Annotated in this window: 2 protein-coding genes; both read left to right on the top strand. The window is 36.7% G+C overall.

The genetic code is table 11. The annotated features are described in order from the left end of the window. Window positions 1–210 (top strand): phage holin (locus tag DES48_RS15760; RefSeq protein ID WP_113870237.1); only part of this gene is annotated, 210 nt, incomplete at its 5' end. Window positions 211–262: 52 nt separating this feature from the next. Continuing rightward, complete coding sequence (locus tag DES48_RS15755; protein WP_113870236.1) at window positions 263–1141, top strand: peptidoglycan recognition protein family protein; 879 nt, start codon at window positions 263–265, stop codon at window positions 1139–1141. The last annotated feature ends 28 nt before the right edge of the window (window positions 1142–1169 follow it).

The raw sequence follows: 1169 nt of genomic DNA, 5'->3' as shown, positions 1-1169 counted from the left end.
CCTGCTTTATTGTTACTAGCACAAATTGTAACAAGTTGGTTCGGATATAATTTTGCTGCAGATCTTGTTGGAGAAGAAATAACCAGATTTATTAATGTGGTATTTGCGATATTAACGATTTTAGGTATCGTTAAGGATCCAACAACAAAAGGTTTAAGTGATAGTAAACAAGCAATGACTTATATCAAACCACGAGATGATATTGAATAAGCGCTCTTATTGGAGTGCTTTTTTTATTTAATAATTTAAAGGAGTGTATATAATGGTAAAACTTAAAAAACAGTTAGTATCTGAACACGTTATTGACGAGCGTTCTTATGGCTATGGTAATCCAGTCAATACTATCACAATTCATCAGACCGGTAACACGAATGCAGGAGCAGACGCGCAAGCACATGCTAATATACAAACAAACATGAACAGTAGACAAGCATCTTGGCACTATAGCGTGGATGACAAAGAAGCTATTCAATCATTCCCGGATAACGTTCAATGTTGGCATGCGACAGATGGTGGTGGTCCTGGTAACACAACATCGCTATCTATCGAATTATGTATTAATAGTGATGGTGATTATGAGAAAACAGTACAAAACGGTGCTGAACTAGCAAAAGAACTGTTAGACAAGCATCATCTAACTGTTAATGATTTAAGACAACACCATGACTGGTATGCTAAGAACTGTCCTGCGCAAATTAGAGCAGGCAAGCATGGTATTAGATGGAATGACTTCTTGAACATGGTACAAGGTAAATCGGTTCAAGTAGATACAAAAGTGAAAGCTGCGTTTAAATCTAAAAAAGGTAATTTAACCGTTGATGGTAAATGGGGAAACGCTACTACCACTGCATTGCAAGAATATCTTGATACTGTAGTAGATGGTATTATTAGCGATCAAGTACACAATCATGTTACAGAAGCGTTTTACGGTGATACGATTGATTTTGGAGATGGTGACGAGGGAAGCTTAGTCATCAAACATTTACAACGAAAAATCGGAACTAAAGCAGATGGTTTACTTGGTCCTAACACAATCGGAGCATTGCAGAAGTATTTAGGAACAGTTTATGATAAAAAGTTAAGCAGACCATCACTTGTTGTTAAAGAACTACAACGTCGATTGAACAAAGGTAATTTGTAATAAAAAAGCCCTCACTTAGTGGGGGCTA

Source organism: Paraliobacillus ryukyuensis (assembly GCF_003315295.1).
In the GTDB taxonomy this organism is placed as follows: Bacteria; Bacillota; Bacilli; order Bacillales; family Amphibacillaceae; genus Paraliobacillus; species Paraliobacillus ryukyuensis.
This window is presented reverse-complemented; position numbering and strand designations above follow the sequence as displayed.